The 24,613-nt window shown below is 46.4% G+C and carries 25 protein-coding genes, 5 tRNA genes and 1 riboswitch; of the genes, 9 read left to right on the top strand and 21 right to left on the bottom strand.

Features of this window, described 5'->3' with window-relative positions; all coding sequences use genetic code 11:
• Positions 1-36 precede the first annotated feature (36 nt).
• Positions 37-945, bottom strand: a complete 909-nt coding sequence (rarD, locus tag POF51_RS06040) for an EamA family transporter RarD (RefSeq protein ID WP_069851238.1) — start codon at positions 943-945, stop codon at positions 37-39.
• A gap of 289 nt (positions 946-1,234) precedes the next feature.
• Here rarD and POF51_RS06035 point away from each other — a divergent pair, with 289 nt between their 5' ends.
• The 3 genes from POF51_RS06035 (at position 1,235) to POF51_RS06025 (ending at position 3,120) form a co-directional block, all read left to right on the top strand.
• Entirely contained in the window at positions 1,235-2,143 is a 909-nt protein-coding gene (locus tag POF51_RS06035; protein ID WP_069851240.1) for an EamA family transporter, read from the top strand.
• A 147-nt stretch (positions 2,144-2,290) separates the two neighbouring features.
• On the top strand, positions 2,291-2,755 hold the full coding sequence (locus tag POF51_RS06030) for a DinB family protein (protein ID WP_271754407.1): 465 nt from the start codon (positions 2,291-2,293) through the stop codon (positions 2,753-2,755).
• Positions 2,752-3,120: a glyoxalase superfamily protein gene (locus POF51_RS06025; RefSeq protein WP_069851242.1), complete on the top strand. Its 369-nt coding sequence runs from the start codon at positions 2,752-2,754 to the stop codon at positions 3,118-3,120. Before POF51_RS06030 ends, POF51_RS06025 begins: the two co-directional genes overlap by 4 nt.
• An 80-nt stretch (positions 3,121-3,200) precedes the next feature.
• Here POF51_RS06025 and POF51_RS06020 read toward each other — a convergent pair.
• The 8 genes from POF51_RS06020 to POF51_RS05980 form a co-directional block, all read right to left on the bottom strand.
• Positions 3,201-3,276 (bottom strand) — tRNA-His (locus POF51_RS06020).
• 17 nt (positions 3,277-3,293) lie between these two features.
• Positions 3,294-3,380 (bottom strand) — tRNA-Leu (locus tag POF51_RS06015).
• Positions 3,381-3,389: 9 nt separating this feature from the next.
• Positions 3,390-3,465 (bottom strand) — tRNA-Val (locus POF51_RS06010).
• 87 nt (positions 3,466-3,552) lie between these two features.
• Positions 3,553-3,626 (bottom strand) — tRNA-Glu (locus POF51_RS06005).
• An 8-nt stretch (positions 3,627-3,634) separates the two neighbouring features.
• Positions 3,635-3,727 (bottom strand) — tRNA-Ser (locus POF51_RS06000).
• Between the two features lie 886 nt (positions 3,728-4,613).
• Entirely contained in the window at positions 4,614-5,423 is an 810-nt protein-coding gene (gene thiM / locus POF51_RS05990; protein ID WP_069851245.1) for a hydroxyethylthiazole kinase, read from the bottom strand.
• Positions 5,389-5,931, bottom strand: coding sequence for a hypothetical protein (locus tag POF51_RS05985; RefSeq protein WP_244521818.1), 543 nt, complete (start codon positions 5,929-5,931; stop codon positions 5,389-5,391). The genes thiM and POF51_RS05985 overlap by 35 nt, the downstream gene beginning before the upstream one ends.
• A gap of 283 nt (positions 5,932-6,214) precedes the next feature.
• Positions 6,215-7,651 carry an RtcB family protein gene (locus POF51_RS05980; RefSeq protein WP_069851496.1) on the bottom strand — a complete coding sequence of 479 codons (1,437 nt, stop codon included), beginning with the start codon at positions 7,649-7,651 and terminating at the stop codon, positions 6,215-6,217.
• A gap of 183 nt (positions 7,652-7,834) precedes the next feature.
• Here POF51_RS05980 and POF51_RS05975 point away from each other — a divergent pair, with 183 nt between their 5' ends.
• The 3 genes from POF51_RS05975 (at position 7,835) to POF51_RS05965 (ending at position 11,135) form a co-directional block, all read left to right on the top strand.
• Positions 7,835-9,130: a helix-turn-helix transcriptional regulator gene (locus POF51_RS05975; RefSeq protein WP_271754401.1), complete on the top strand. Its 1,296-nt coding sequence runs from the start codon at positions 7,835-7,837 to the stop codon at positions 9,128-9,130.
• The gene (locus tag POF51_RS05970; protein ID WP_069851251.1) at positions 9,117-9,926 is read left to right on the top strand and encodes a WYL domain-containing protein; all 810 of its coding nucleotides are present in this window, start codon (positions 9,117-9,119) and stop codon (positions 9,924-9,926) included. The genes POF51_RS05975 and POF51_RS05970 overlap by 14 nt, the downstream gene beginning before the upstream one ends.
• 102 nt (positions 9,927-10,028) lie before the next feature.
• Positions 10,029-11,135: an N-acetylmuramoyl-L-alanine amidase gene (locus POF51_RS05965; RefSeq protein ID WP_017252018.1), complete on the top strand. Its 1,107-nt coding sequence runs from the start codon at positions 10,029-10,031 to the stop codon at positions 11,133-11,135.
• Here the strand turns inward: POF51_RS05965 and POF51_RS05960 are convergent.
• The 7 genes from POF51_RS05960 to POF51_RS05930 form a co-directional block, all read right to left on the bottom strand.
• Positions 11,120-11,596 (bottom strand): hypothetical protein, encoded by a 477-nt coding sequence (locus POF51_RS05960; RefSeq protein WP_069851253.1) that lies wholly within the window; start codon positions 11,594-11,596, stop codon positions 11,120-11,122. The genes POF51_RS05965 and POF51_RS05960 overlap by 16 nt on opposite strands.
• A gap of 170 nt (positions 11,597-11,766) precedes the next feature.
• A complete protein-coding gene (locus POF51_RS05955; protein ID WP_017250233.1) occupies positions 11,767-12,423 on the bottom strand; it encodes a YitT family protein in 657 nt (218 codons plus the stop codon).
• Positions 12,424-12,701: 278 nt separating this feature from the next.
• On the bottom strand, positions 12,702-13,268 hold the full coding sequence (gene cobU, locus POF51_RS05950) for a bifunctional adenosylcobinamide kinase/adenosylcobinamide-phosphate guanylyltransferase (RefSeq protein WP_069851255.1): 567 nt from the start codon (positions 13,266-13,268) through the stop codon (positions 12,702-12,704).
• A gap of 24 nt (positions 13,269-13,292) precedes the next feature.
• Positions 13,293-14,069 carry an ABC transporter ATP-binding protein gene (locus POF51_RS05945; RefSeq protein ID WP_017250235.1) on the bottom strand — a complete coding sequence of 259 codons (777 nt, stop codon included), beginning with the start codon at positions 14,067-14,069 and terminating at the stop codon, positions 13,293-13,295.
• Positions 14,070-14,077: 8 nt separating this feature from the next.
• Positions 14,078-15,115, bottom strand: a complete 1,038-nt coding sequence (locus POF51_RS05940; protein ID WP_069851256.1) for a FecCD family ABC transporter permease — start codon at positions 15,113-15,115, stop codon at positions 14,078-14,080.
• 1 nt (position 15,116) lies between these two features.
• Positions 15,117-16,112, bottom strand: a complete 996-nt coding sequence (locus POF51_RS05935) for an ABC transporter substrate-binding protein (RefSeq protein WP_069851259.1) — start codon at positions 16,110-16,112, stop codon at positions 15,117-15,119.
• A 157-nt stretch (positions 16,113-16,269) separates the two neighbouring features.
• Positions 16,270-16,419, bottom strand: a riboswitch (cobalamin riboswitch).
• Between the two features lie 92 nt (positions 16,420-16,511).
• Positions 16,512-17,459 (bottom strand): MBL fold metallo-hydrolase, encoded by a 948-nt coding sequence (locus tag POF51_RS05930; RefSeq protein WP_069851261.1) that lies wholly within the window; start codon positions 17,457-17,459, stop codon positions 16,512-16,514.
• A 165-nt stretch (positions 17,460-17,624) separates the two neighbouring features.
• Between POF51_RS05930 and POF51_RS05925 the strand changes: the two genes are divergently transcribed.
• A complete protein-coding gene (locus POF51_RS05925) occupies positions 17,625-18,203 on the top strand; it encodes a pyridoxamine 5'-phosphate oxidase family protein (RefSeq protein WP_069851263.1) in 579 nt (192 codons plus the stop codon).
• Positions 18,204-18,255: 52 nt separating this feature from the next.
• Here POF51_RS05925 and POF51_RS05920 read toward each other — a convergent pair whose 3' ends face one another.
• Positions 18,256-19,014: a MerR family transcriptional regulator gene (locus tag POF51_RS05920; RefSeq protein ID WP_069851264.1), complete on the bottom strand. Its 759-nt coding sequence runs from the start codon at positions 19,012-19,014 to the stop codon at positions 18,256-18,258.
• Between the two features lie 136 nt (positions 19,015-19,150).
• Here POF51_RS05920 and POF51_RS05915 point away from each other — a divergent pair, with 136 nt between their 5' ends.
• Positions 19,151-19,321, top strand: coding sequence for a hypothetical protein (locus POF51_RS05915; RefSeq protein WP_017250241.1), 171 nt, complete (start codon positions 19,151-19,153; stop codon positions 19,319-19,321).
• A gap of 50 nt (positions 19,322-19,371) precedes the next feature.
• Here POF51_RS05915 and POF51_RS05910 read toward each other — a convergent pair whose 3' ends face one another.
• Positions 19,372-20,304, bottom strand: coding sequence for a manganese-dependent inorganic pyrophosphatase (locus POF51_RS05910; RefSeq protein ID WP_069851266.1), 933 nt, complete (start codon positions 20,302-20,304; stop codon positions 19,372-19,374).
• 165 nt (positions 20,305-20,469) lie between these two features.
• Between POF51_RS05910 and POF51_RS05905 the strand changes: the two genes are divergently transcribed.
• The gene (locus POF51_RS05905; RefSeq protein WP_244521819.1) at positions 20,470-21,075 is read left to right on the top strand and encodes a metallophosphoesterase family protein; all 606 of its coding nucleotides are present in this window, start codon (positions 20,470-20,472) and stop codon (positions 21,073-21,075) included.
• 30 nt (positions 21,076-21,105) lie between these two features.
• Here POF51_RS05905 and POF51_RS05900 read toward each other — a convergent pair whose 3' ends face one another.
• The 3 genes from POF51_RS05900 to POF51_RS05890 all read right to left on the bottom strand — a co-directional run bounded on the left by POF51_RS05900 (position 21,106) and on the right by POF51_RS05890 (position 24,594).
• Entirely contained in the window at positions 21,106-21,702 is a 597-nt protein-coding gene (locus POF51_RS05900; protein WP_069851270.1) for a PepSY domain-containing protein, read from the bottom strand.
• Positions 21,703-22,468: 766 nt separating this feature from the next.
• Positions 22,469-22,939 (bottom strand): DUF6896 domain-containing protein, encoded by a 471-nt coding sequence (locus POF51_RS05895; protein ID WP_069851272.1) that lies wholly within the window; start codon positions 22,937-22,939, stop codon positions 22,469-22,471.
• A gap of 653 nt (positions 22,940-23,592) precedes the next feature.
• Positions 23,593-24,594, bottom strand: coding sequence for an ABC transporter substrate-binding protein (locus POF51_RS05890; protein WP_069851274.1), 1,002 nt, complete (start codon positions 24,592-24,594; stop codon positions 23,593-23,595).
• Positions 24,595-24,613 lie beyond the last annotated feature (19 nt).

Below are 24,613 nucleotides of genomic sequence, written 5' to 3'. Positions count from 1 at the left end.
CCGAGTCTTCCTCGGTGGGCAGGAGTTTTCTTATGTTTACGCTTGTTTTTTGATAGCGACCTCGGGATTGATTCGAGTAGCTTTTCGTTTCATGCGTACGGAGGACACCGTAAATACGATGAGCGCAGACCAGATGAATCCAAAGCTGATGAGATGTGTTTGGGTGAAAGGCTCTCCAAACAAGAAAACAGCTGATAGGAGCGATATCGTAGGCGCCACGTATTGAATGAAGCCCACAACGGAAAGTGGGAGTCTAGTCGTTGCTTGGGCGAACCAGTAGAGCGGCATGGCAGTAGCTACCCCCGCCAGCGTCAGCAATAAAAGTTGCCACCACGCTAAGGATGTCATCGTCGCCGTCCCATTGACCTGTAGCATCAACAGATAACCGAAAGCAATAGGGGCCACAAACAACGTCTCCCACGCCAGTCCGATCATCGCCTCCATTCGGACGAGCTTTTTCGCCAAGCTGTAAAAAGCAAAGGTCAGGGCAAGTGATAGAGAGACCCAAGGAATCTCACCGTACTGGAAGGTGATGAACATGACTCCGAAAGCCGCGAGTATAAGCGCGAGCCATTGCCCAGTATGCATTTTTTCTTTTAAGAAAATGACTCCCAGCAGTACGGTGATGAGAGGATTCATGTAATAGCCAAGACTCGTCTGCATGACTTGATCGTTATTCACTGCCCAGATAAAAATGAGCCAGTTTGCGCTGATTAGCAGTGAACATATCGCTAATGCTCCGAACATTTTAAAACCAGTAACCGCTCCCCACATACTGCGCCAGCGTTTCGTTACCTGAATAATGATTGCGACAAAAATAACCGACCAGACGATTCGATGAGCGAGTATCTCCCATGCCCCCATTGCCTGAAACAGCTTCCAATAGAGCGGGAGTAACCCCCACGCCAAATACGCCATAATTGCGTAAATAATCCCCTGTCTCATCCTTGCTCCTCCATGTTGTTTTGCCTTCTCTTTGTCTATAGACGACTTTTTGAACTTCTTCTCTATGGAGTAGTGTAACGGAAATATGAAAAAACAGCTATGTATTCTCACGCAGAATAAGGAGTCCCCTACACTTTCATTCGTTACCATATTACCAATGCATGCAGCTAGCTAATTACCTTAGTAGCATGGTAAAGGATGGACAAAAATTTTATTGTACCACTTTTAGACCTGTAGTACAATAGTCATTATTCTTCCGAGTTTAGTCATACGAAAGGAACTTTTACTTATGACATACTGGCGATCTATCTTTTTAGTTTTACTCGGCGCGTGCAGCTACGGTGTCCTCTCGATCTTCATGAAGCATGCTTTTCAACTCGGCTTTACGCCATTTGAAATGAGCGGAAGCCAATTGATTTTTGGCGGCCTGATTATGACGCTCATGGCCCTCTTTTTCTCCAAGCAACGGTTTTCGTTCAAGTATATGTTGCTTTTGGCACCAGCCAGCCTCATGATGGCCTCAACCAGTCTTTTTTACCATCAGGCTGTTAGCCGGGTCTCTGCTTCGCTCGCAATCGTTCTCCTCTTTCAGTTTACCTGGATCGGGGTCTTGCTTGAGGCGATTGTGGATCGCAAATGGCCGACGGCTGAAAAATGGGTGTCTCTGGTTATGCTTGGAGCAGGGACGGTTCTTGCAAGCGGACTTGGCGAAAGCGGCATTCAGAGTGTAGACATGGTCGGACTGATCTTCGGTCTGATGTCTGGCGCGACCTTTGCCCTGGTTATTTTCTTCAGCGGGCGAATTCTCCCTGGAATGGATCCATACTTGCGAAGCGCGATTTCGATTGGTATCGCTGCCCTGATGCTCTCGATCATTTATCCACCGACTTTCCTGATAAATGGTCAGCTTCTGCAAGGTTTGCTGCCGCTCGGTCTTTTGGTTGCGATCTTCGGTTCGGTCATCCCGATCTTCTGTTTGGCTGTTGGTGTGCCACGGATCGGTAATGGACTGGCTACCATTTTAAGTGCAGTGGAGCTGCCCACAGTCGTACTCTTGTCGAGTTTCGTGCTTCAAGAGACTGTCTCTCTCCCTCAATGGGGTGGCGTATTTATGATCCTCGCTGCCATTTGCGTACCGCAAGTAAAATGGCGGAAACTATTCTCCCCTTCTCATGCCCTCGAGCAGGAAAGAATGTAGCGCCGTTTCCTATACACAACATACAAAAAAGCGTGCAGACGAGTTGTTCTGCACGCTTTTTTGTTAGTACTTCCCCTTCTTATAGAAGGAAGTAGATTCTCTGACTCGAATTTATTTGCGAAGACTGCCACTCAAGGGGGAAAAAGTATGGAAAAGCGGCACAAGGTGCTATTCCAGCAGCTAGAGGATTATCGACAGGAGACGTTAAAAGCTATCGATGGTTTGACGGATGAAGATGTGAACATCATTCCCGATGGTTTCTCCAACAATATCTTGTGGAATCTGGGGCACATCTATCTCGATCAGTATTTATGGATCGCTCACCTTACAAAAGAAACGATCCCAATCCCCCCTGGCTTCAACGAATGGTTTAACTTCGGTACAAAACCTGCTGACTGGGATACACCACCACCGAAACTCGAAGTACTCGTCTCCTTATTACAAGAACAACCTCAGACGATACAAGCTACTTACAAGGATCGATTAGAAGAAGAGTTTCCCGCAACTGAATCCGGCATGCATACGATTGCACAAGTGCTTGTCCGAACGATCTTTCACGAAGGGGTGCACCTCGCCTCCCTCAATACAATCCGGAGGTTTCTGGGCAAATGAATCAGATCATAACGCCTATTTTTCGCATGTTTGACGTTGAGAAGGCAAGAGAATTTTATGTAGAGTTTCTAGGGTTTCAGATTGATTGGGAGCATCGTTACGAGGAGCATTTTCCTTTGTACATGCAAATTTCCTCTCCATCGTGCACGATTCATCTATCTGAGCATCACGGGGATGCTTGTCCTGGCTCAGCGATTCGCGTACAGGTAGAGGACATTGAACTTTTTCATCAGTCACTGTTGCGTCAAGGATACAAGTACGCTTGTCCCGGTTTAGAGGAGACGCCGTGGGGAACACGCGAAGTGAGCGTGACCGATCCTTTTGGCAATCGCCTTCACTTTTATCAGCCTGTTGCTCATTCGTAGACAGATACAAAGAAAGCCCAGCCGGAGTTCCTCTACAGGAGCCACCGCTGGGCTGTTTCATTTTACATTTTGAACATATATGGGGCGATCGATGGGACTTGAACCCACGAGTGCCGGAGCCACAATCCGGTGCGTTAACCCCTTCGCCACGACCGCCATGTATAGGGTTTGCTTGGTGCGGTCGAGAGGACTTGAACCTCCACGGTGTTGCCACCACTAGAACCTGAATCTAGCGCGTCTGCCAATTCCGCCACGACCGCATATAAAAATGGTGGAGGCTGACGGGATCGAACCGCCGACCCTCTGCTTGTAAGGCAGATGCTCTCCCAGCTGAGCTAAGCCTCCAGATAACCCCACAAAGTGACGCCAATACAATGAAGCATATTCCGAGTACTTTGCGGGGGCCCCGGATTACTATACGGGATGTTTAAGTGACCCGTAGGGGATTCGAACCCCTGTATGACAGCGTGAAAGGCTGCTGTGTTAAACCGCTTCACCAACGGGCCATGTATGATGGCGGATGGAGTGGGATTTGAACCCACGAGACGGTTCGACACCGCCTACACGATTTCCAATCGTGCTCCTTCGGCCGCTCGGACATCCATCCATCGAGCCTGCAAGCGTTCGCTTCGGCAAGAATTAATCTATCATATTCCCAATATGATTTCAAGTGATATTTTGAAAGTTTATCCCTTGGTAGACCTCCGTGTAATTCATATCAGGCGAATATCTATCGAAACGAAAAAAGGGAGATTGCCTAAAGCAAGTTCACTTTCTGTTCAATATGATACAAGTAGTATCCCTTTACAAGACGGAGTGATGCCAGTTGTCAAAAAGAAAACGCCGATCAGTAGGCTTACCCTGTTTGTACGGAAACTGGTGTGGGCCTGGATGCTCCGGGCCGGATGCGCCGATTGATGACGTCGACAGATGCTGCAAGAGGCATGATGATTGCTATCGAAAGCACGGCTATTTTTCTTGTCATTGCGATCAGGAGCTCGTACGCTGCCTTCGAAATAAAGTAAATAACTCAACGGAAAAAGGGAGAATGGCCGGTCTCATCTCGAATTTTTTCTCTCGAACAGGGTGCTTTCCCAGCAACCCCCGCTAGTCTTTTCTGAATCGTTCTCCTTGTCAGTTTTCATACGAAAATTGGTAACAACTTGGACATGAATCAGACATAATTCCCTTGTTTTTCCTTGTATTTTTTTGGTACTCTATTGAATGTCCAAGGAGGGTACGCAGCGTGGAATTGCACATACGAACAGACGCCAGTGTGGCGCTGACGTTAAAGAGAGAAATTATTTGTCATGGTATTTCCCGTTTTTATGTCCGTCCATACGATGATGATCAAGTAGAATTTATATTCCTAGCACTATCCGAGCACCAGAAGAAGCTGCTGTCTTATTCACTACGAAATTACAGCTACTGTCTAACATATCTAGCTTAATCGTTCTACGGCCATTTTTCTCCCCTTTTTTAAAGGGGAATTTTTATTCTCTTTTTTCGATATACCCAAAACGGCGAACATCGTCTGCGGTCACGTTATGCAAGGCATTCAAAAATTCGACTTGGAAACTGCCTGGACCTACTCCTGCTGCTTTCTCTGCTGCCAGCTGCGCAGCAACACCGTAGCATACCAATGCAGCAGCTCCTGCGATCAGCTTGTCATTTGCAATGGCTGCAAACGCTCCCATAACAGACGTTAACAAACAGCCAGTTCCGGTCACCTTCGTTAAGATGGGATGACCATTCCGGATCGAGTAAGTCGTTTCTCCATCCGAAATCACATCGACCTTGCCTGTAATCGCAACGATTGTCTTGAGCTTTTTCGCTGCTGCTCTCGCTAGGTCCTCGACATCTCCGCCCGCTTCCTTCGCATCTACACCTTTAATCTCCCAGCGCTCCCCGATGACATTGGCAATCTCGGCAGCATTTCCTCTTATGAGGGTAAGGTCGAGTTCCTGCGCAAGATGTTGACTTGTCTCGGTTCGGTACGATGTTGCTCCCGCTCCCACTGGATCAAACAAAACAGGCACGCCATGCTGATTCGCCGATTTTCCTGCGATCAGCATCGCTTCGATCTCATGCTCATTCAATGTCCCTATATTTAATACAAGGGCTCCTGCGATTTTTGCCATGTCTGCCACCTCTTGCTTGGCGTACGCCATGACAGGTGATGCACCAAGGGCTAACAAGCCGTTCGCTGTAAAGTTCGTGACAACTACGTTCGTCATGTTATGTACAAGTGGATTTTCCTCGCGCACTTTAATTAGTAATTGCCCGATTGTCTCCAGAATCATGATCGTTACCCCTTTCGTCTTGAACAGCGACTCGTGGAATCATCTTGTACACCTCAATGACTTCCCCTAATATAGAATGCTCTTGCATGACGCCAATGATGATATACGAATGTTTTAAAATGGGTAATTCGCGCATATCAGCAACGATTTTCCACACCTTCCCATCCTCATCCGTCACGCTAGCACTGAAGGAGACTCTACCCGCCCCTTCTTTCAAGATGTCCACTGCATCAAGAACTCCGCATATTTTCATCCGATCATCTGGATGCATAATCCGGTTTTCCTCGACCCATTTTAGCTTCATTTCTTCTACTTTTAATGTTTTCCATCGATCAAGGAACTCCCAATCTTTGGAATGCGGAAATATATGCTTCGTTTGCTCAAGGAAGGTGTTGTACTCTCCGTGCAGCTGATCTACATAATCATCTACATCCTCAGAAATCACGCGAATCGAATCTTCTCCGCATGTACGGATGTGGTGAGCCAGGTATTTGAAGGACTCGATCATGTCAAAGTTCCCCCAGCCCCAGGCCTGTTCGCCGAAAACTCCCCCCCGGGTTCGGCATTTTAGGCAGGTGAAGTAATAGTATGTAGGCATATCTGTTCCCCTATCTCCCCTATTTTGTCTCTCTTTTGGTATCGGTTGAGGAAGCGAAGCAATTTATGTTACATTCGAACCTATTTTTTGAAACTTCTCACGCAATTTGTTCACAATTTAATTTCTATTATTTAGTGTAAGTTAAATCACAAAAGGTGGCTCCCCCTAAAACTTTTCAGGAAGCCACTCTTCATTATACTCCTTTTATGGCAATAAGAGGGTTACATTTTGCGACGACAGATGCAAGATTTGCTCCCACAACCGAATCGATGATTTGATCTACATCTTTATAGGCTTGCGGGCATTCATCAAGGATGGAAGCGAGCGAACGGTGATTCACCATGATCTCGTCTTCCTGTCCTACGCGCATTGCCTGCTCGAATTGATCGATGGTCACAAGCTCCTTCGTTGCTTTGCGGGAACGAACACGCCCTGCGCCATGGCAGATCGAATAAAAGTTTTTGGCTCCGGCGTCCGATCCGACCATGATATAGGACGATGTTCCCATAGAACCTGGGATCAAAGCTGGATGTCCCGTTTCACGGTAAGCCTTCGGATTTTGGAAATGGCCTGCTGGCAACGCCTTCGTCGCTCCTTTGCGATGAACGAGCATCGGTGTGTTGCGATGGAATTCTTTCAAGGCGTAATTATGCATCAAATCATACAGGACTGGCGTACGCATCTCGTTACCGAAAACATCGCGAAACGCCTGCTCAACAGAAAATCCGATCATATGCCGATTCGTTACCGCAAAGTTCAGCGCGGAGTACATCAAATTCAAATACTGTTGCCCTTCCTCGCTTTGAATCGGAGCATATACCAGGCTCGGCTCGGGATTATGAATCCCCCATTTGTACATGGCTTCCTTGAAGCTTTTGGTATAATCACGTCCTAGCATTGCCCCCCACGCCCGCGAACCGGAATGAATCATGATGACGACCTGACCATCGAACAGTCCCCACGCTTTCGCAATCTCCCTGTTCTCCTCCGCGATCTCGATATGCTGGATTTCAATAAAGTGGTTACCGCCCCCCAATGTTCCCAACTGGCCCCACCCGCGACTCCAAGATTTTTGCGGTATTTGCTCCAGGAAGGAATGGTCGAATTCAAATGTGTACTTTTCCACATGCGAGAAAGAACGGCTTAGCATGTCGGGCGCTTCTTCTGTATCCGGAATGTAGTTGCTAGGGAGTCCTTTTAAGCCATGCTTCACTACTTCCTCCAAGCGAATATCTGTAAAATGCGTATTTCCCCGTTCGTTTGTCGGGACGTACGCTTCGATCGCTTCAATCAATGCACGTTTTAGGCTCTTGTCTTTGAGGTCGTCTCGATGCAACGGAGTCAGATGCACACGCATTCCGCATCCAATGTCTGATCCGACGATGGAAGGCGAGACAAATCCATCGGCAAGATTCCAAACCGCTGTCGTCCCAATGCAGGTCCCAACGCCCACATGCGCATCGGGCGTATACGAAAAATAAACATTTCGCGGAATACGCAAATTATTGTCTGCCATTTGATATACGCGTTCACCGAAGCTCGCAAAGACTTCGTCATTCGCAAAAACGTGCACATCTCCATTCTCCAGCTTTACTTCACGATGGTTGTTTCCATGCAAGATTGTTTTCATCATCCATTTCTCCTGTCTCTCACAGCCTGCGCTGTTTTTCATACCCTTATTTTCCATCCGTGCATGTGGTTTGAACATGGTAAAAGTATTACGAACCTCTTTTTATCATTGACTTCTCTTCAGCCTCTTCGTAATATGAGGACTAATTTGGAAATAAATGACGAATGAATAAGGATGAATGTAATGGCACGCGAAAGCTTTGACAAAGAGCTGCAATTGCTCCGTCTCCTGTTTTTGACCGCTGGTGCCTACAATCGGCAGCAGTTAGCCGAGCGGCTCGGGATCTCCGTTCATACGCTTGATAAAACGATAAAAAAGCTGAAGGACATCCAATCGACCTTTTATCAGCATGTCGGCGATGAGGAGAAAAAAGAGTATTACGCGCAGCTTCGTTACAACTATTTTGAGGTGACGGACAATTTCTTGATGTTTTTGTATCATGCAAAATCATTGAAGGATTCGGAAGTAGAGCGACTGTCGCACATCTTGGAAAAGCTCAGACAACAGCCTCTCTCCATTAAAGACTTGCTGGATACGTTTGTGGATACAGAGCCCGATGAAAAAACGATTCGCCAGGACATGAAATACCTCGAAGAAATTGGCGTGATAAAAAATAGTAGTGAAGTCAGACCGTACGTTTATCAATTCGATGGTGAGCTACTAGACTCGCTGACGGACGACGAGCTATTAGATCTGTATGATTTCATCGACTTCATGGCCAATACACAGCTACCGGCCGTCCCTGGTTATCTCCTGCAAGAAAAAGTGAAGCGTTATCTCAAATATCGCTTGAAGATAACCGATGCATCTGCGTTTTTATACAAATATCATTTTGTCTCACGTATTCTCGATGAATATCAAGCTTTGCTACTCACGGAAGCTATTCGTCAGCGAAAAATCGTTGAATTTCACTACTACACGCCCAAACGTCGAAAGTTTTACGATTCCCAAAATACAAATCCGGCCTTCCAACGGGATTCATCCGGGCGACATCAAAAGGTGATTCCACTCCGGGTTATTTTTGATCATCAATACGGCAGATGGTACTTGCTGGCACAAGGGTGCGGCAATGGTCCGCTGCGCAAATACCGTGTGGAAGGTATGACCAAGCTCGTAACAGGCAATTCCGTTACGCCGGAAATCTTCTCTTCCTTACAAGCAAGTGCGGATGAGCGCATTGCCCATAGTTGGCTGATTGATACCGGAAAACTCGTAACCGTACGCCTTCGCTTTTTTCAGCCTCGCAACATGCCTCATTCCTTTATCCAAGAGCGAGTGGAGGCACAAGGACAATGGGGGATTGTGACAGAAGAATCACGGGAGAACTTTGTGTACGAGATAAACGTGAACAGCACGATGGAAATTACCCCGTGGATTCGCAGCTTCGGTTCAAGCGTCGAAGTACTTGAACCGCTGTTTCTTCGCAAGCAATTCCAAAAAGAATGGGAGGAGCTGCTCGCCTACTATGAATCTGTTTGATAAGATACATAATTACCAGCTAGTGACGCGGCTGGATGAAGCAGGTGTTTATCCGGTAACTTCACACGAAAAAGCGTGGCTCGCCCTGATGTTGGCGAATCCGTCTGCGGCAGAAATTTTCGAGCCCGCTACACTCGATAAGCTTCGCCGTTTGACACACATACCAGAAAGTGAATCGACCGAACAAGAACGAGTCGTGGAAAAAGCGCAAACACAGGCCAAACAACTCTGGAGTCCATTCGTGCGCACCCTGCGACGAATCATACTTGGCAAGAATCACATAAAAATAACCGCAGCCACGAACAAAGGCCCGGTTTTTCGCAATCAACGAGGGGTTCCCTACAAGCTGGAATATTCACTTGCCAAGAAGGCCTGGTACCTGATCTGGCTGAACATGTCTTCCAATCGCCTGATCACGACTCCGCTGCATCTCATTCGCTCCGTCGATGAGCTTCACATAGAAGATGTATGGTATGACAGTTTTTTACCGACCATTTCGGAACAGATCCAACAGCGCAAGCAGATGGCAAAAATTGTGATCATCCGTCGTTACAACGCTGAGCTCCAACGCATCTTGTACGCCTTCTCCTGCTTTGACAAAGAGGTCGCTTTTGATCCAGAATCGCAGGTGTATACGATCACCCTGCACTTTCTATCTGACGAACAGGAGTTTATTTTATCGCGCATTCGTTTTCTCGGCCTGCGGGTAAAAGTAGTAGAAAACGATCAACTCAAACAGCGAATGGCAGAGTCGGCAATGAACGCCTTGGCAAGATATACTGAATCTCCACTTTGATTGTCCCAAAAAATCAGGAAATCATACCCTATTCGATTTCCTGCATTTCCCTTATTATAGTTCAGGTGAGATAGTAGCTAATCCAAGTCAGAGGTAGAAATGATGAAAACAACATGTAAAAAAGCGTCTCTCATATGTGGGCTATGGCTTAGTCTGTCATGGCCGTTTATTACGGAGCCGACGCAAGCAGCAAGTGTCATCCAGGCAAAAGTGATCGCAACCTCTCTGAACGTTCGCAGTGAACCAGCCCCCAATGCTTCTGTTGTCGCTACCGTGCCATATGGAGCGGTCGTGACGATTACCGATGAAGCATACGGTTGGGCAAAAATTAGATACAATCAAAAGGTAGGCTGGGTCGCGGGATATTACTTGCAAAAAGGTGCGGTAACGAGTGCGGGTTCAGCTTCTTCCCCAGCCAATACAACCACTGTCAAAAGCAAGCAAGGCACAGTTTTGGCCGATTCGCTTCGAATGCGAAAAGGACCAAGCACGAGCCATGAGATTATCCTTTCGCTGCCCAGAGGAACCCGTGTAGACATTTTGCAAAAGCAAGCAGACTGGATCCAAGCGAGAACTTCCAACGGACAAACAGGCTGGGTGTCTGCGACGTATATTGGCGATGCCAAGTCCAGCGCTCCGGTGTCCAAAAGCTCCAAAACGCCTGGCTTAAAAGGGAAAGTCATCGTCATCGACCCGGGACATGGTGGTTCTGATATCGGGACACAGGGTACGAAGTGGAATAGTATGGAAAAAACGTTGAATTACAAAACGTCCATGCTGCTCGCCAGCAAACTGCGACAACGCGGTGCGCAAGTCTTCATGACGAGGACCAGTGACACAGAAAAGCCTTCGCTATCGCAGCGTGTCGCTTTTAGCGAATCCAAGGCGGCAGATGCCTTCATCAGCATCCATTACAATTCTTCTCCGAAGCCAAATAGCGGGACACTTACGTTTTATTATTCGCAAGACAAAGATGAGCCGTTAGCTCGAGCGATTGAGACTCGCTTGGGTGGTGGCATCGGATTAAGAAGCAACGGCATTTCATTCGGCAATTATCACGTCCTGCGCGAAAATAGTGATCCATCCGTCTTAATTGAGCTTGGCTTCCTATCGAATCCAAAGGATGAAGGCATTGTTCGTACATCGTCCTATCAGGACAAAGCTGCGCAGGCGATTACGGAAGCACTAGCTGATTACTTCGGTCGATAATCGTACGGCTGGACACTGTAGGAGAACAGCTTCCGCTCGAATTTTCCTTTGGCACCAATGATCTGATACCAGGTCTCTCCGATCAACAGGTCGGTTGCGAAATCTTTCTCCAGCAGATTGGTGATCATCTCCATGACCACTTTCTCATTTTCCTTTTGGATTTTCAACGACAAGGCCAGGACGAAATACGCCTGGTCTTCTTCCATTTCCAACAAATGCAGACGGGCTGTACCACGGCGTTTGGCGTTGAAACCATCGATCACATTCAACAGGCCCTTTTTTGCCTGCACTTTATACTTTGTCGCTTCCCTCCAGGAGGAAATAACTGCATCGTACAACGAAAACGTCAGGATGAAATGGCTGGCGTAATCCTTCGGGTCAAAAGGCTCCGGTCCCATTTGCTTCTCATCCGCTGGTATGACAACGAATGCTTTGTAGTTGCTAAAAAACGGATCGCTCATGGCAGGTCCTTTCCATCGATAGTATCTGTGTTGGTTAGTATCCACTAGGAAAGCAGGATATTATGTACAAAAACGGTCATAAACGTTCAAAAGGCCAAGTCGACATGAAAACCGACTTGGCCTTTTGCTTGCTTTTGTATAGGCATGTTTTTCAACTGAATATCTACTCATTACCGGTGGGTCATCGAGACACTTCCATGCCCGTGCTCCTCTTCCATGACCTCCATTCCTGCACCATGATTGACGGTCCAGGTGATGACTTGGCTGGAAATGACAACGGCCAAAATGGTATACATCATCTCTTTCATTGGTACGAACCAGAACGACATGCAAAGCACAATAACGTCCAGTAAAAGAAAGACCGTACCAATGGACAATCCCGTGTACTTACTGATCAACAGGGAGAAAATATCATCTCCACCTGTCGCAGCTCCATAGCGCAGAACCAATCCGGTACCCAGTCCAGTCAGTACACCGGCCAAGACAGACGCCAGCGGCATCATTCTGCTCATATCCATGACAATCGGTGAAAATCGTTCAAACAAATCGTAAAATACGGTAAAAGCAAGTGATGCAAAAATCGTGTCCCAAATGAACTGGCGGCCTCTTACTAACCAGGCAACCAAAAACAGTGGGATATCCAGCAAAAGCATCACCATCGCTGGCGACAAGTCAAAGGCGTATTTCGCCAATAACCCCAAGCCAACAAACCCACCTTCAGACAAATGGTTCTGAAAGTTAATGTGATAATACGCAAAAGCAAGTAAACAAGCTCCAAACAAAATCATACTGTAACGCTTAGATAACTGCAGCGCTCTCCTCATCACGGTTTCCTCGCATTTTTGTCGGTTTAGGCACAGACGACCAACCGACTACCGAGGAACATCGAAAGTATAAGTCGCTACTCATACAAAGGGCCTCGCTTTCGTAGTAGGTTAGTCGCCTTCAGTGACGATCGACTACTACGAAGCTAGATGTAGGAGAGGTCAAAACGTTTCCAGATCGTCCTATGGGGACGCATGGTATCCTGATCCCTTCCATGGCTTTTCTTGTATTATATCACAAAAAAGGTGAAAAGACGATTCGAAACCGTCTTTTCACCGAGTTAAAATCGGAAAGCTTGTCCTTTTAGCTCAAGTGGAATTCCTGCTGTGACAAGAAAAACTTGATCGGCAACGGCTGCGACACGTTGATTCATCAAGCCCGCCAAGTCACGGAACTTACGGCCCAACGGGTTTTGCGGGACGAGTCCATCGCCTACTTCGTTTGTCACCAGTAAAACTGTCCCTGGGTAGTCTTTTAGCTTTTTGACCAGCCTATCCACCTGCTGGAGCACTTGCTCAAACGTCTGCTCCACTCCATCATGCAGCAGCCAATTGGACAGCCAAAGGATCAAGCAATCAATCAAAATCACTGTCTGCTGTTCTTGATTTTTTTTTTGTGCCCCGAGCTTCGCGAGCCACTCTGTCAATGCGTACGGCTCCTCGATCGTTTGCCAAGGGAAGCCAGACTGCAAGCGGCGGTCTCGATGGTGCAAGATCCGCTCTTCCATTTCCTCATCCGTGATTTGTGCGGTCGCGATGTAAACACCCGAGGAGCCCAAATGAGCCGCGTATTTTTCGGCAAACGTGCTTTTTCCGCTGCGTGCTCCGCCTGTAATCAGTACGATCATGCTTCTTTCTCCTTAAACAACCTCTTATACTTGCGATTGCAAAATAATTTGCGGCAAATGATGAACAGGATGCTCCATGACAATCGGTCTGGTTCCGTATACAGCCTCTATTCTGTCACTTTGCAAGATGTCTTTTGGTGCGCCAACGCTTATCTGCTTTCCTCTGTGCAGCATCAAAATACGATCGCAGTATAGGGAGGCCAGATTCAGATCGTGCAGCACAGCGATGACCGTCACCTGCGTCGTCTTTTGCCATTTTCGCACGATGTCCATGAGTTGAATCTGGTACCCGATATCAAGGTAGGTCGTGGGTTCATCGAGCAACAGCACCTGAGGTCTTTGGATCAATGCCTTCCCCAAAGCTACGCGCTGCTTTTCCCCACCACTCAACTGATCCAGTGTGCGCTCTTCCAAATGTTCAAGACCGAGCATCTGTACGATTTCATCAATGAGCGATGCGACATCCTGCTTCTCTTCCCCTAGCCAATTTTGGTAAGGAAAGCGACCCATTTCCAACACCTCTCGGACACGAAAGCCGACTGGCGGCAGACCCTCTTGCTCCAGAACTGCCAGTATTTTGGCAAGCTCTTTGCGTGGATAGGAATGAAGCTTTTTCTCTTGAAGCAAAATGTCTCCTGCATCTGCCTTAATGACACCTGAAATTATTTTTAGCAAGGTAGATTTTCCGCTTCCATTTGGTCCGATGATGCCAAAAAATTCTCCCTTGTCCACGCAAAAATCGATGCCGTGCAAAACAGGCGTATCCTGATACGATTTTTGCAAGTTGCGCACATTGATCATTGCAAACGTTACCTCTTCCTAAAGCGTTTATTTTGCTTCAATAAATAGGCGAAAAACGGTGCTCCCAGAAATGCTGTCACGACACCGAGCGGGATTTCTGTTGGACTCAGCAGCATTCTGGCAAGAGTGTCGGCCCACAGCACGTAAATACCACCGCAGATCGCAGACATCGGCAGTAAAATACGATGGTCAGGACCAACCAGCAATCGGACGAGATGCGGTACCACCAGGCCAACGAACCCGATAATTCCCGCGATAGAAACCGCCGCTGCAGTCAGGAGGGTCGAAACGACCAGAACCACTAACTTCGTTCCATCCACATGGACGCCGAGATGCGCAGCCTGCCGCTCCCCCAACGCAAATAGGTTCAAGGAACGCGCATAGCTCACAAGTACCATTCCACCTATGACCAAGTACGGAATCAAGACGTACGTAAAGGCCCACCCTCGAAATGACAGGCTGCCCATAAGCCAGAACACGATCTCATTCACCGTCTGGTCGGATAGCGACACCATAAACGAAACGAGTGAGCCGAGAAAAGCCTGCACCACGACACCAGACAAAATCAGGGTCTCTGTTTGCAGCTTTCCTTGCGTATTCGCGAGTCCGAGTACGATCCATAAACTGAGCAATCCTGTAAGAAAAGCGACGACAGGCGTGCTCCATGCACCCAAAAAGGTGATTTGCAAGCCAAAAAGGATCAAGAAGGCTGCTCCGACAGCAGAACCCGATGCCACGCCCATCGTAAACGGATCTGCAAGCGGATTGCGCAATACTCCCTGAAAGCCCGCTCCCGCAAGTGACAAGCAGGCGCCAATCAAGACAGCCAATACAACGCGTGGAAAACGAACCTTCATGACAATTTGCTCAGATGACTCCGGCCATGCTACGGTGATCCACTCAGACAAGCCAGGGATTTGATGGAGCAGGATGAGCCATACTTGCGAAATGGGGAGTTGTGCCGCCCCCATCGAGATGCTGATAACTATTGATGCCAGAAGGACGAGACAACTAACTCCTCCCCATATGAACAATCGTTTCTTCATTTTATTTCACCAAGTCAGGGTAAATCGCCTTGGCTACTTCGATTAAGCCTTGTGTAATACGCGGACCAGGGCGAGACAAAATATTTTGGTCCATGCCAAAGATTTGTTTTTCACGGATCGCCTTCATTTTATCCCAGCCATTGCGATTCGCGATCATATCCTCTAGCTTGATGCCAGTCTTTTCATCGGTAATTCCGCTCGCATACAAAATGACGTCTGGATCGTTTTGCAAAATCTTTTCTTCACTGATCGGATTCCACCCTTCGGTGTCGGAAGCAATGTTTGTTGCTCCAGCCAGGGTGATGAGTTCATCCATGAATTCGCCTTTTCCGACTGTCCAGCCTGGGGAAAATTCCAGATATACCTTTTTCTTCTCTTCCGGTTTTACATTTTTCACTGCTTCTTGAACGTACGCGATGTCTTTCTTCATTTGCGCGACGACTTTTTCGGCTTGTTCCTGTGTGTTCGTGATAACTCCCATCGCCAAAACATTGTTTAGGATGTCATCCATCTTTGTCGGATGGGCAATATAGACTGGCATTCCGAGAGATTTGAGCTTGTCAGCCACTGGCTTTTCCATCGAAATCCCACCGACGACCATATCCGGCGTTTGAGCGAGAATGGCTTCTTCATTTGGTTTGACGACTCCGCCAATTTTCGGTTTTGCCTTCGCCGCATCTGGATAATCATCATAGTCTGAGACAGCTACGATCCGATCTTCCAAGCCTAATGCGAACAAAATCTCTGTCTCGGCAGGTGATGTAGAGACGATTCGCTCAGGAGCTTTTGCAAAGGTTACTTCTTTTCCTGTTGCATCCTTGACGGTCAATGGATACGTTGTTTGTTTTGCAGGTTGCTCGGCCGCATTCTCTTGCGGTGCTGTCTGCGGTGCGCTTGTTTGTCCCCCTGGTGCTGGCTGGCTGTTATCGTTACCCGCACAACCTGCGAGGCTAGCCGCAACTAGTAGTGGGATCATGAATCGCAATGAACGTTTCATATGTAGAACTTCCTTTCTGCATGTCTGATTGACTGTTCCTTTCCAATAAAAAAATCGACCCTTGCTTCCATTCGGAAATCAAAGGGTCGGCACCTCAGGGCAAACAGACAGGATGGTCTGCTTCCTGAAATAGGCCGATCCTTTCCGCGAAGGCAACAGGCACTAAAACAAACAGGCAGGTCTCCTGGCTTACGGCTGAGGAACGAGCCGATTTACAGTGGCGGGACCGCGTCGGATTTTCACCGACTTCCCTTTTCACCCGATCTTTTCGTTAAAAAGACGAGGCACCTATTTGCTGTTACGTTTGAAATTGTCACAGTCCATGACTCATCCTACATCATAGCATTCCTTGATTAAAAAAAGAATGACAAACACATAAGCCAATACTTTCTTGCCTGGCTATTTCCCTCGTTTGTCCAAATAATCGAGAATGCCCATGGAGCATACTTGTAAATCGAGCTTGAGTACTTCGAATACTTCGTGGTCACTGCTGATTCCTTGTGACTGTAGATGATCCGAGACTCGTTCAAATAACGTAAGAGACAGCTCATTGTATGATTGTCCAGCAACAAGCGCTGTCTCTCCTTCCGCCACAAACATGGGGAGCCACTCGCGTATTTGGCGGTACACGTCATCTACCTGCTCTGTCATCCCAAAATGACCAAAGTAAATGCGACTCAGTTTGCGCGCTTCAAAACGGCTTAGAGACGCTAACATGGCATCCGGGTCAAACTGATTCGGCGAAGTAGATGGCAGCACGAGGTGTATGCCATCCTTTTTAAGCTGTGGATAGAGCACACCTGCCGTATCACCTGTGAACATGCCGCGGCTTACTGGATCGTAGATGCTGAAGTGATGATTGGCATGCCCTGGCGAATCCAGAAACTCCAATACGCAATTCTCTCCGATCTTTAGTGTATCTCCGTCCCCACGAATCAAAATCTGTTCCTCGAGAACAGCCTCAATCGGATCAAACAATCGATCAAAATCATCATGATACACCGCTCTCGCGCCTGCGATCAGTCGGCTCGGATCTATGAGATGACGTGCACCTTTCGGGTGGACAACGACCTTTGCGTTCGGACAATCCTTCAGAAACAGTCCTACTCCTCCTGCATGATCCAAGTGAATGTGCGTCACGATGATGTATTTGACTTGTTCCGGCTTATAACCGAGCTTGGCGAGACCGGCCTTGATGTATGGGACGGAGGGGCTTGGTCCTGTTTCTACCAATGTGAGCTCCTCTTCCGCGATCACATACGTCCCCGTACGTTCCGCCCAGCCCATATCGAAACCGTCTATTAAATGGATGCGTTCCCCTAAGTAAATTGGCTCTGTTGCTTGCATGTAAATACTCCTCCTTTTCAAAAGTCTCGCGTTGCCATTGTGTTGGAATATTTACACTTTACCATCTATACTGTAGGGATTGGGGATGAATCACACAAAATCTTCATATTTTCATGATAATATGAGGGCAACAAAATCGATTCCATTATCTGGAGGGGTGCAAAAATGGGTCAACTTTTTTCTGAATTACGACCTGAGCATGAGAAGTTTATCAAGAAGCAACGGATGTTCTTTGTTGCCTCTGCTCCTATGGACACAAATGGTCACGTGAATCTTTCACCGAAAGGGTACGATTCTTTTCGCATAGTATCGCCTACCGAGGTCGCCTATTTAGACCTGACTGGAAGTGGAAACGAAACCAGCGCTCATCTGCAGGAAAATGGCAGGATTACTCTCATGTTCTGTGCGTTTGAAGGCCCCCCTCTCATCATGCGACTATTCGGCAAAGGAACGGTTATTCTCCCAGATACGCCTCGGTGGGATGAGCTCGTAAAAGAATTCCCGCTTCTGCCCGGTGCTCGTCAAATCATTACCGTCAACATACAGGAAGTAAAGACCTCTTGCGGCTGGGCTATCCCCTTCTATTCCTATTCAAAAGAACGCGACACCCTTCAGAAATGGACCTTGGCTAAAGACGAGCAAGAACTGCTTGATTATCAAAAGGAAAACAACGTAGTAAGCATGGATGGATTGCCAACCCCATTGGGGCAAAAACTTTTTCCCGCAGTAGGTGGGGATAACTAAAAGTAAAACGAAAAGAAGCTGCCCTACTCGCAGCTTCTTTTTTGAAATCTCTTTACTTGCTCGTATAAATGACCACTGCATCTTTGAGAAACTCGGCAACACCAGGCTGTTCCTTGTCGTAATAGGCCGTGAAGCGCGGGTCTTCGACGTACATCTGGGCAACACCTGCGTGCGCATCTTTGCTGTAGCTGTCCCAATAAAAGCTCAGCCATTGACGGTGAAGATCCGCTGCTTTTTGCGCCAATTCATGAGCAGGATCACCTGTCGAAAAAGCCTGCGCCAACGTCTCGTGCAGCTCTGCATTCAATTTCTCCAGCACGGCATACTGTTCTTCTGTCATGCCTTTGACCTTCTGATTGGATTTGTCAACCTGGTCACTTCCATATTTTGAGCGGATTTCTTCTCCGTACTGGGCCTCGTTGTCGTCAATCAACTTTTGTTTGAAGCCTTCAAATTTTTGTTTGTCACTCATCGTTTTGGTCCCCTCTCTTTGTGCTAATGTCAAATCGACATTGGCGATTAACGCATCCAATTGCGTTCGCCTTTCCAGGAGCTTCTCGCGGTGCTCCCGCAGTGCCCGGTCAGCATCAAAGGTTGGTGAATCCAGGATCTCCTTGATCTCCTCCAAGCTCACACCCAGCTCGCGGTAAAAAAGGATTTGCTGCAATCGATCAACCTCTTGCTGTCCGTAAATGCGATACCCTGACGAATTGACTCTCGCCGGCTTGAGAAGGTCAATTTCATCGTAGTATCGGAGCGTCCGGGTGCTGACACCCGCCAGGAGTCCTAGCTTTTGCACCGTATATTCCATGTTCATTCCTCCTGACAAATTGATCGTACACATTTACGGACCGTCAATGTCAAACACATTTTCATCAAAAAATTAGCGTTACTCTATTTTCATAATTTGCTAAAATATAGAGAAAGCCATACAAGGGGGGATTTCAATGCTCTATGTCTTCGGCTTCATTGTAGCGGTACTCGGTGCCGGATGGGGATTAACAGGTCTGCTTAGTCTCAAAGCGAGAGATAAACATGCCATCACCCATTACAGTGACGATGCTTATAACCAGCAAACCTTGTTCCAGATGCACAACAACCCTGACCAAGGCATGTAAAATAAAAAATGGCTGCCCGCAACTTGTGCATGGGCAGCCATCTTTGTTTCTTACAGAGCTTGGAATGTATCAGTCAATACCGGTACGATTTGCTTCTTACGGGAGACAACGCCCTTCAGAACAGCTTTGTTGTCCACCAATGTTACTTGGTACGCTTTTTCTACTGCTTGAGTTGCGCTGCCGAGTGCGATCGCAACAGAATCGTTATTCAAGATATCCGTTACAACAAACACGAACAAATCCAAACCTTTTTCAGCGATGTTTGCATTCATAGCTGCTTCCAGTTCGCTTTGGCGTGCAAGTACATCATTTACGTCCACCGCATTTACTTGTGCGATTTCTACCTTCGCATTGCCCATTTGGAACTCTTTTGCATCCAACGTGAGCAGTTGTGCGATTGTTTTGTCGCTCAGGTCTGCTCCCGCTTTGAGCATGTCCAGACCGTATGCTTGCAAATCAACACCCGCGATTTCAGCCAGCTCGTGTGCAGCAGCTACATCTTGCTCCGTGCAAGTTGGAGATTTCAACAGCAACGTATCCGAAATGATAGCAGAAAGCATCAAGCCCGCCATCTCTTTTGGAATGTCTACGCCGTTTTCTTTGTACATCTTCTTCAAAATGGTTGTGGTGCATCCAACAGGCTCTGCACGGAAGTAGAGAGGATTGCTCGTCTCAAAGTTCGCAATACGGTGATGGTCGATCACTTCTACCACTTGCACTTGCTCAATATCATTCGCGCTTTGTTGGCGCTCGTTGTGGTCTACAAGGATGACTTCATTTACTTCATTCGCCACTGTTTCTACGAGGCGTGGTTCTTTTACTTGGAAGTAATTCAACACAAATGCTGTTTCGCTGCTGATTACACCCAGTCGTACAGGCTCTACATTCGCACCCAATTTTGTTTTCAAGTCAGCATACACAAGTGCTGAACAAATGGAATCTGTGTCTGGATTTTTATGACCGAAGATTAATTTTTTTTCCATCATCCATACTCCTTAATCGTAATTTGGCGTCAAAATTATACCATAGCTTAGAGGATATGCCCAAGATACATTATAGGTTCAAATTGGATCGTTGGAAATAAGGTTTTGAAGATCATTCGGAAATAAATGGGAGGCGAAGTGAAATGAGAGTGATTGGATACACCTGTGCAATTCATCCGAGGTAATGGTGATCGTGAAGTCGTACTCACTTTTGACGGTGAGGCTCTGGCCATGGAAATATCCGATTCTGTGCGGGAAATCACGTCATGGGTTGCGGAGCAATTGAGCCGCTCTCATCGTGACTTTCTGGTGCAACTCCCACTTACCTACACGTTAATACGAGAGGATTACGAGGACGTACTTTTCTGCCACGCCATTCCCACCAATGATGAAGATATTTTCACTCCCCGTACATCAGATGCAGTCGTTGCCACTTACTTTGAGGGGACACAGCAGCGAACAGTCATCTGTGGTCATACACATGTCCAATTTGAACGTCGCCTTGGCGATTTACGTATTCTCAATGCTGGAAGTGTGGGCATGCCGTTTGCCGACAAACCAGGTGCATACTGGTTACTGCTTGATGGTGACAGCTACGAACATCGCTTTACACCCTATGACGTAGAGGCAGCCGCAAAACAAATCGCTTCCACGAACTATCCGCAAGCCCAGCAATTTTCCGAAGAGAATGTCCGCAAAATACCTACGGCTCAAGAAGCAATGGAATTTGTAGAGACTCTGGCACAAAAAAACCGACCCTCTACAGATTAAAGGGTCGGTTGAGAAAGATAGCGGGATCGATTAATCGTCCCAGTCTACATCCAGTACAGCACCTGTTGTAGCGGAAATCTCCAAATCTACTTCCTGTCCTTTAGCCGTTTTCACTTCCACTTCATACACATAGTGGTTATCGTCTTCATCCAGCTTGATGGATTTGATGGTGCCGCTCACTTTAGCCAAAGCGATCTTTTTCGCTTGCTCTACACTGATTTTCACTTGTTGTTTGTTCCACTGATCGTCGTTGTCGTCGTCATGATCATCGTCGTCATCGTGGTCAACTGTTTGCCACACCTCACCAGTCATCGCATCGACGTATACGTCAAATTCTTGATGCTTGTTTTTGATCTCTGCTTTGTATACGAGAAAACCATCCTCGTCATCCAATTTCCATTCAGTAATAACGCCAGACTGTGCCTCCCGAACTTTTTTCAGTGCTTTTTCAGGCGTGATGCGCACGAGCTTCGCCCAGTTGTGTTTCACGTCATCGTCGATTTGCAGGTAGACGGTAGAAGTGTTCTTTTGCGGTACGCTGTAATATTGGTTGCTATTTGCAAAGGCTGTTACGCTGAGGCTCCCTACAATCAGTGCTCCTACCATGGTCATGACTACTTTTTTCATATGATCTCGCTCCTTTTTTCGACTGGTTTTGTTTGATCTCTTTTATCATAAAAAGGACAGATGAAGGAAAAAAAAGAGAGAGATTAGAAATTGATGAGAAAATAGATGAGACCTCTCACAGAATTCATGATTGCCGGTGAGCCACAGCGATTAACAAGAAGAGCGAGTGTTTTCTACTGGCAAAAACGATCTATTTCGGCTGTAAATCGACGCAGATGGAACACCCGCGCTTTTGCGTGCTTTCCGCTTTTATCCGTATAATAAAAGCAATCGAGAGGACAACAGCCGACTCGATGACATACGAAAGAGAGCGTGAATGGCAGTGTAATACATATCGTTTCTAACTACTTTCAATTTTTCTTACATGAGAAGGAGAAACGATTTTTCCGTGGAATCACCACTTTTGAAAAACATCTTTTTTTGAATCTATTTTATCGTCACCATGCAAACGGTCGTCATGTCCGTTATGACCTTGGAAGTGAAAAACCCAGCACGTATCCAATTGACTACACAAGCAACCCAAGCTATCTCTTATGCCTATACGGAATCAGACAATCGGAAATGAAAAAAAGCACTCTACTAATCTTGTAGAGTGCTTCTTATATTGTTCAGAGAAAATAAAGTATTAGACTGGCCTGGTTTATTGAGCTATCGTATCCATTAGCTTAAAGCGTTATCACAAACCTTTAATACCACCAAAATACAATAAATCGTTTATTGATGACTGATACATCATTTCAGGCCTCTTATTCACGAACCAAAATTATTATTCATTCTGAAGAATCTTTCTGTATTCAACACCGTGAATATGTATAAGTATTTTTCGCTTTTCTAATACTTCAAAAAAATTCAACATATCACCAAATGGATTTTCAAAATATTGAATTAAGTGTTTAAAATTCTCAGTTGTTTTCAAGAAGTCATAAAAAAAGGAGGGATCCACATTTCCAATATCGTTTGTATTCCCGAGGGAAACCTCCAGTTTTTGTCCAGTATCTAAGTTTTCAAACATGCAATGCTCTCCATGAACATCAAAGTACCAATTACCGGTTAAATGTTCTTCATCGTTTAGTAATTCCGCATTTGAAATTAAATAGTAACTTCCTTTTATTATCTCTGATTTTTCAGGCTGGTTCGTTTCCAATATTAATTTGTCAATGAGTTCTTGCGCAATTACTTTATAAGCGTCCATTGCTGCCAATAATTCATCCACCGTTTCTTTAGTTAGCGAGTTCATAAATTACCGCCTTCTATGCTATTTATATTTTTCAGTTAAAGTTTTCTTTAAAGCGTTTCTTAACTACTCACCCTGCAAATATGCTTCCTTGCAATTTCGTAGAACATTCTGTTATTCAGGACGTCCGACGTACAAAAGATATATCCAACTTGATCCGCACCTTTGCCAAAAACTCTGCCAGTCCCAAGGTCTGCAAGCCTGCATTGTGAACTTAGTGTTATGTGAGGTTTCGTGCCTTTTTTCACTTTTCAAACTGGCGTAGTGGTTGTCCGACTATCTCTGAGTATTACTTCAAGAACATGCATTCAGGAAATTTCTGATAACGTCTTATTCACGAACTTCGAAAATAATTCCATACGTAGAGTATTCGCAAAATTATTGAGCTATCCTGCTCGTGAGCAAAGGCTGCCGATCGTTCGCGGGTGTTACTACTATCGAAGGTGGTAAGCCTTATGTGTACTTTAAAGAAAAAGAGTTTTGATAAAATTTTGCACCCTCATCAGCATGTTCTCCTGCTTCATTTTTACGGAACATATATGTTTACGATAAACCATTTATTGAAAAAGGAGTAAAAGGGAAAGATTCACTTGCAAAAGCACTGGAGCAAAAGGCGCTTGTATGGAATGATTCTCAGAATGAGCAGTAGTAAATTTCTATTTTCCGAGGTTGTTCTTAATGGCTTCCAATCCAGCGATTTCTCCCAGGAAGAACGTATCGCCCGCGAGTGTATCCATCGTGTAAACATGGTTGTTTTTCACTGCTTTGAGGTTTTTCCAGACAGGATGATCCTTCCAGATATGAATCAACCCTTCCGGCTCCTCTGCTTTCGCCGAACGACGGTTCTCAGCAATAAAGATATGATCAGGAGCGAGCTCACTCAACGCCTCAATTCCGATACGCCCCCCAATCTTGCCATCCTCGGGCAATCCTGCTATCGGTGTTAGTCCCACTTCCTCATAGTAAATCGGAAAGTTTTTGGGATGCATCACTGTAAAATCCTTACCATTGGAAACGAGGAATAGCGCTGTTTCTCCTTTATGCTTGTCTGCTGCTGCTTTTGCTTCGTTTTTCAGCTTATCAAAATCGGCCAATACTTGCTTCGCCTTTTCTTCTTTGCCAATCACTTCAGCTATTTTCATGAGCCGGGTGGCTGCATCCACTGAGAAATCAATGACGATGGAATCAGCCATTTTGTTGAATTCCTCATATCTGGAGCCTTTTCCGGTGCTTGTCATGACAATAACCTCTGGGTCCATCTCCAACAAGGTCTCCAAATTCGTTTTTCCACCCAAATCCTTCACCGTTTTCCCTTCTGCATACTTCGCAAAAATGGGTGACTTACTTTTCGTCGACTCAAAGCCTTCCGATACAATCGGAGCAAAATCTAGCACGAGGAAGTAATCTGTTCCCATGATATCGACAGAAGCGACACGCTCCGGCTTCTTCTCCAGTGTGACTTCCCCCATCGCATGCTTGATGGTTCTCGGATATACAGGCTCCCCTGTCCCTTTTGTATCGGGCTGTGCTGCTCCCGCCTTAGCCGTTTGCGCTTTATTATTAGCGTTTGTGTCTGTAGTCACCTGTCCTGCTCCGCACCCCGCCACGACGGCTGTGGCTATGATTACGGACAGAATACCTGATAATTTCTTTTTCATATCGATTGAACTCCTTTTT

This window comes from Brevibacillus sp. AG (assembly GCF_028369215.1).
GTDB classification, from domain to species: Bacteria; Bacillota; Bacilli; order Brevibacillales; family Brevibacillaceae; genus Brevibacillus; species Brevibacillus porteri.
Note: the sequence above shows the minus strand (reverse complement) of the source record. Positions and strands in the feature narration are given on the sequence as shown.